This window comes from Fulvivirga kasyanovii, assembly GCF_009711405.1.
Lineage (GTDB): Bacteria > Bacteroidota > Bacteroidia > Cytophagales > Cyclobacteriaceae > Fulvivirga > Fulvivirga kasyanovii.
The window spans coordinates 1-5,004 of record NZ_SMLW01000305.1; the positions used below are offsets into that span (position 1 = coordinate 1).

The 5,004-nt window shown below is 41.1% G+C and carries 6 protein-coding genes; 3 read left to right on the top strand and 3 right to left on the bottom strand.

The window, feature by feature from the left end:
* The first annotated feature begins 92 nt into the window (after positions 1-92).
* The 3 genes from tyrS to E1163_RS02480 all read left to right on the top strand — a co-directional run bounded on the left by tyrS (position 93) and on the right by E1163_RS02480 (position 2,381).
* The gene (gene tyrS, locus E1163_RS02470) at positions 93-1,283 is read left to right on the top strand and encodes a tyrosine--tRNA ligase (RefSeq protein WP_155169114.1); all 1,191 of its coding nucleotides are present in this window, start codon (positions 93-95) and stop codon (positions 1,281-1,283) included.
* A gap of 121 nt (positions 1,284-1,404) precedes the next feature.
* Complete coding sequence (locus tag E1163_RS02475; protein ID WP_155169116.1) at positions 1,405-1,959, top strand: dihydrofolate reductase family protein; 555 nt, start codon at positions 1,405-1,407, stop codon at positions 1,957-1,959.
* A 14-nt stretch (positions 1,960-1,973) separates the two neighbouring features.
* Positions 1,974-2,381, top strand: coding sequence for a transcriptional regulator (locus E1163_RS02480; protein WP_155169118.1), 408 nt, complete (start codon positions 1,974-1,976; stop codon positions 2,379-2,381).
* A 55-nt stretch (positions 2,382-2,436) separates the two neighbouring features.
* On the opposite strand, the gene E1163_RS02485 is transcribed toward E1163_RS02480, so the two are convergent.
* From E1163_RS02485 to E1163_RS02495, 3 genes are all read right to left on the bottom strand, one after another.
* Complete coding sequence (locus E1163_RS02485; protein ID WP_155169121.1) at positions 2,437-2,802, bottom strand: DUF2200 domain-containing protein; 366 nt, start codon at positions 2,800-2,802, stop codon at positions 2,437-2,439.
* Between the two features lie 161 nt (positions 2,803-2,963).
* Positions 2,964-4,067 carry a lipid II:glycine glycyltransferase FemX gene (locus E1163_RS02490; protein ID WP_155169123.1) on the bottom strand — a complete coding sequence of 368 codons (1,104 nt, stop codon included), beginning with the start codon at positions 4,065-4,067 and terminating at the stop codon, positions 2,964-2,966.
* Positions 4,068-4,210: 143 nt separating this feature from the next.
* On the bottom strand, positions 4,211-4,804 hold the full coding sequence (locus E1163_RS02495) for a dihydrofolate reductase family protein (RefSeq protein WP_155169125.1): 594 nt from the start codon (positions 4,802-4,804) through the stop codon (positions 4,211-4,213).
* Positions 4,805-5,004: the final 200 nt, after the last annotated feature.

Genomic DNA, 5,004 nt, shown 5'->3' on the forward strand with positions numbered 1-5,004 from the left:
TTTTTCAGATGTAAATTTATTTGATATATAAAAAGATCGTATAACTCAGAAGCCCAGGCAGAAATGTCTGGGCTTTTTTTATTGTTAAAAAGATGAAAGAACTTAAAGAAAATGTAGAGATTATTTTGCCGTTGAATGGACTTGAAGAAAAATTGAAGCAAGTTCAAAAGGAAAAGAGAAAACTGGTTATCAAGCTGGGCTTCGACCCAACGGCACCAGACCTACATCTGGGACACGCTGTGGTCTTGAAAAAGTTAAAGCAATTTCAGGATTTAGGACATCAAATTGTGGTCGTAGTGGGCAGTTTCACTGCCAGGATTGGTGACCCTACCGGCAAAAACAAGAGCAGGAAGCCGTTAAGTGCTGAAGTTGTAAAGCAAAATGCTGAAACATACATAGCCCAATTGTCCAAGGTTTTAAAAATTAGTCAGACAAAAATTGTATTTAATTCCGAATGGCTGGATAACCTTCCGCTCAGCGATATTATTCAACTATTATCAAGAGTCACAGTAGCGCAGTTGATGCAAAGAAACGACTTTAATAAGCGTTTTAATGAGAATACTCCAATAGCTATGCATGAGTTAACATACCCAATACTACAGGGCTATGATTCAGTAATGATAGAATGTGACATTGAAATGGGAGGTACTGACCAATTGTTTAATTGTACAATGGGTAGACAGCTACAGGATGCATATGGAATTAGCCCACAGATAGTTATGTGTATGCCAATTTTAAGAGGGTTGGATGGAAAGGAAAAAATGAGTAAGTCATTGAACAATACTATTGGGTTGACTGATAAACCCAATGAAATGTTTGGTAAAACAATGTCAATACCTGACAGTTTGATAACCGAGTACATTGATTTGACAACGGATTTTACTGATACTGAGAAAGAGAAGTTGAAAGAAAGTATGGATTCAGGTGTGAATCCTATGAATATTAAGAAGATAATAGCTAAAAATATTATTTCTCAATACCATAGTGTCAGTGAGGCAGAAAAGGCTGAGCAATTCTTTGTTAACCAGTTTCAGCAGCAAAATTTCGAAAACAAGAGTTTCGTTTTAGTCGATATAAAACAGTTTATGAATAGTAGCTTCAGCTTATTGGGCCTGTGTTGCAAATTGAAAAGTGATTTATCCAGAACATCCATTAGAAGATTGATCCTACAAGGAGGTGTATTAGTTAATGGTGAGAAGGTTCTGAATCCGTTGGAAGAAATTATCCTTGAAGGAAGTATTAAGATCAAAATCGGAAAGAGAAGCTTTTATGAATTAAAATAATGCTTCTAACAATATAGACAGCTGGTATTGCCGTAATACCCCTCCCAAAATGTCGTTTTCACACCTTATGAGAGTTTAGGTTCATTCCTACATTTGAATAAAGAACAAAACGCACATGACTATGGGAAAGATAATAGCTTATAATTTCATCTCACTGAACGGCTACTATAAAGGTGCTGACGGAGACACAAGCTGGCACCGGCATGGCAAGGAAGAGGAGAAGTACTCAGAGGAAATGCTTGCGCTCGGCAATGTTCTTCTTTTTGGGAGGAAAACTTATGAACTGATGACTGCTTTCTGGCCTACACCGGCTGGCATGGAGACATCTCCAAAGGTAGCTGCCGGGATGAATGCTGCCGAAAAAATTGTTTTTTCAAACACATTAAACGATGCAAGCTGGGAAAATAGCAGGGTTTTGAATGGAAATATAGTAGAAAAGATGGAGGCTTTGAAAAAGTCAGACTCCAGGGATTTTGCCATACTCGGTAGCGGAAGCATTATTAATCTTTTTACTGATAACAACCTGATTGATGAGTATCAGGTCATGGTTGATCCTGTGGCTATTGGTAAGGGTACTCCTTTGCTTGAAGGCATAAAAGGAGAGCTTCAACTCAAGCTAACTGCTGTCAGGGCTTTTGATAGTGGCGTTGTACTATTGACATATGTTAATCAGTAATAACTTTATAGCTTATGGAAACTACAGTTTTAGAAAAAGATATTAACGTGCTTTTCGTTGAGGCCAAATCATTTCCGGAAGGCATTATGGAGGCACATCAAAAACTTCATGGATTGGTGCCGTTTGACAGGGAGCGAAAGTACTTTGGTATTTCTCGTCCTGAAAACGGGACTATTGTGTATAAAGCGGGAATGGAGGAGGCATTTCCCGGAGAAGCCCGCAAACTCAACTGCCAAACCGTGATTTTGAAGAAAGGCCGGTATGTCAGCCGCGTGGTAAGGAACTACCCGGAGGAGCCACAGCAGATTGGAGAGACCTTTAATGAATTACTGACGCACGATAATCTTGACCCTCAGGGTTATTGCGTGGAGTGGTATCAGAATGAGCAGGATGTGAAGTGTATGATCCGGCTGAAGGAATAGGACAGGAGGGGATTTATAACATACCGAGACAGTTATGGGTTGCAGGTTTTTTAAATCAACCAGCCCGTAAAACCTTCTCCATCTTACGACCTTTGGCCAGCTCATCTACCAGCTTGTCCAGGTACCTTACCTGCTGCGTCAGCGGGTTTTCAATTTCTTCTACCCGGTACCCGCAGATTACGCCGGTAATGAGTTGGGCATTGGGGTTTACCGAAGCTTTTTGAAAGAACGCTTCAAAGGTTACTTTTTCATCAATGAGTTGCTGCAGCTTTTTTTCATCATAACCCGTCAGCCATTCTATTACCTGATGCAGTTCTTCTTTCGTTCTGCCTTTCTTTTCCACTTTAGTGACATAGTGGGGGTATACTGAGGCGAATGTCATCTTTGCAATGCGCTCATCATGATGGCTTGTGCTGTTCATCTCTGGTGTGTTATGTTTTGGTATATAAATTTACTTCAATCCCGGGAAACGGCCTTTTCTTTAAGGCTGTTTTTGTGATTGTACGGAACCCGTAGGATCCGTACAACACATAGTATCTGCATTGGTAAGCGTGTAGCCACAATTTTGTCCGATGTGCGGCCCTAGTTTTTTAATTCCTGGTATCGAAATATATCATAAAGTTTTTGATCATAAGGGTAGTCCCAGCACCCCATTCTATGGTACAGGTTTCCCCCGAAGCCTTTTTTGTAGATATGTACTCCACGTAAAGGGTGTGTCTGGTTTAAATTGGGCGCTGACCCAAACATATCGTATTCCGTGCATCCCCAGCTTTTTGCCAGGCGTATGGACTCCCATTGCAGGGCATAACTTGCCATTAAGTTGTTTTTACTGTTAGCAGAGGCGCCATATAAGTATGTTGCCCGGTTTTTAGACAGTACCAAAAACATAGAAGAAAGAAATTGATCATTCGCCCGGGCCATCAACATTTTTACATTTACCCCTTTACTATGGTTATCCTGATTGGACAGAATGGACGCAAAGTAATCTTTGTTCTGCAAGGGCATATTATGGCGAATGGCGGTTTCAACGTATAGTTTGTACCAGTTGGCGATATACTCTGTGCCATATTCCTTAACATCAATTCCTTTGTTTATCGCTTTTTTTACATTATACCTGGTATTGTATCTCATGTTGCCAAGCAAGTCCTGCTCTTTTTGCGTCAGGTCAAGAAAGAAAGTGTTTTTGGGTAAGGAGTCACTTACACTTTTTCTCAGGTTCCAATTAGAGGTTTTAAAGTTGACCCTGTATTCCTGGGTATGGTTTGAAGGAGCGCCTAACCAATTTCCGCATTCATCAAAGTAATCCTTTTCAGCCGCCCATTGATTTTTCCACATCAAATCATAGCGTATAAACATACAATTTGATGGCAGGTGAGGCCTTATTGACTCTGATACCTGCTCAAGAAATAAACCCTGATTTTCAAACGAAGGCTCCAGCTTCGGGCCGTAGGGCACATAGGCAAAGCAGTGCTGCTCATCCATATATTTAATGAGGACTAACAGGTCATCCTCAACTTTTGCCTGGGTATTGGTGGTGTGTGTCAGTACATCCTTTGAGACGGTTAATTCAAATGCTTTGGCCGTAAATCCCTGATCACTTTTGATACGGCCCCAAAAGGGAGTTTGTGGTAAAATGTTTGTAGTTTTAAGTTCTTCAACTTCTTTATTCTCGAGTTTGCAAATCATCCCGCAAAGCTAAAAAACAGTGGTTCAATAAGAAATCCTGACTGTATAATCTGTGCTTTGACTAGGTTCGCACCTTTTATTCCCTTAGTCTCCCTTTCCCTTGGGGGCTGTATCTATTCAGAACAAACTGGCAAATACTCCTTCTAAGCTCCCACTTTACCTGTTGTAACTTCACCACCTCTTTTGTAGTTAGCCAAAATCACACCTTTGGAAGTTATAGAGTGTTCTACCAATGTAAATGCTGCCGCGGCTGCATCATTATCAAACAGTTTTTTTCCTTTGCCGAGGGTCAGCGGATGAATTTTGAGCCGGAGTTCATCCACCAGATCATGCTTTAAGAGTAAATGTACCACTTCGCTACTACCCCAAACCTGAATATCCGGACCGTCTGAATTTTTAAGTTCCTTGATATCATCCAGGCTTTGAAGGAATACCGAATTTTTCCAATCCGATTTGTTCATGGTACTGGACAAAACGTATTTTGTGCCCTCGTTGATCCCAGGCCAAATCTCTGCATGCTCAGGCCAATATGCAGCCCATATGTCATAGGTTTTTCTGCCGAGGAGATAATCAGCAGGTTTTAGTTCCTCTTCCACCGCCTTGTCATAGGCCTCGTCACCATAGGGAGCTACCCAGCCGCCATATTTGAACCCTTCTGACCTGTCTTCTTCCGGGCCACCGGGCCCCTGTATTACTCCATCTAATGTAATCATGGATAAAACAATTATTTTTCTCATGGTATTGCGCTGTTTGGTTACTTTACAAATCTCCGTAACAACTGTGGAACCGTAGAGGTGTGAATACGGCAATTAACGTGGCAGAATGCGAAAACTTAGAGGTATGTCGCAGATTTGGTTTTGGAAGGGCTCTGACAGAGGACTTTCACCCCTCTTTGTACCCCAGGTTAAATTCTTTTATATCAAAGTAGCACTTTTCG

What these genes read in the sequence shown, in the direction of transcription:
- E1163_RS02495 (WP_155169125.1), bottom strand. Translation starts at nt 4,804, where the DNA reads ATGAGAAAAATAATTGTTTTATCCATGATTACATTAGATGGAGTAATA.
- E1163_RS02485 (WP_155169121.1), bottom strand. Translation starts at nt 2,802, where the DNA reads ATGAACAGCACAAGCCATCATGATGAGCGCATTGCAAAGATGACATTC.
- E1163_RS02490 (WP_155169123.1), bottom strand. Translation starts at nt 4,067, where the DNA reads ATGATTTGCAAACTCGAGAATAAAGAAGTTGAAGAACTTAAAACTACA.
- E1163_RS02475 (WP_155169116.1), top strand. Translation starts at nt 1,405, where the DNA reads ATGGGAAAGATAATAGCTTATAATTTCATCTCACTGAACGGCTACTAT.
- E1163_RS02480 (WP_155169118.1), top strand. Translation starts at nt 1,974, where the DNA reads ATGGAAACTACAGTTTTAGAAAAAGATATTAACGTGCTTTTCGTTGAG.
- tyrS (WP_155169114.1), top strand. Translation starts at nt 93, where the DNA reads ATGAAAGAACTTAAAGAAAATGTAGAGATTATTTTGCCGTTGAATGGA.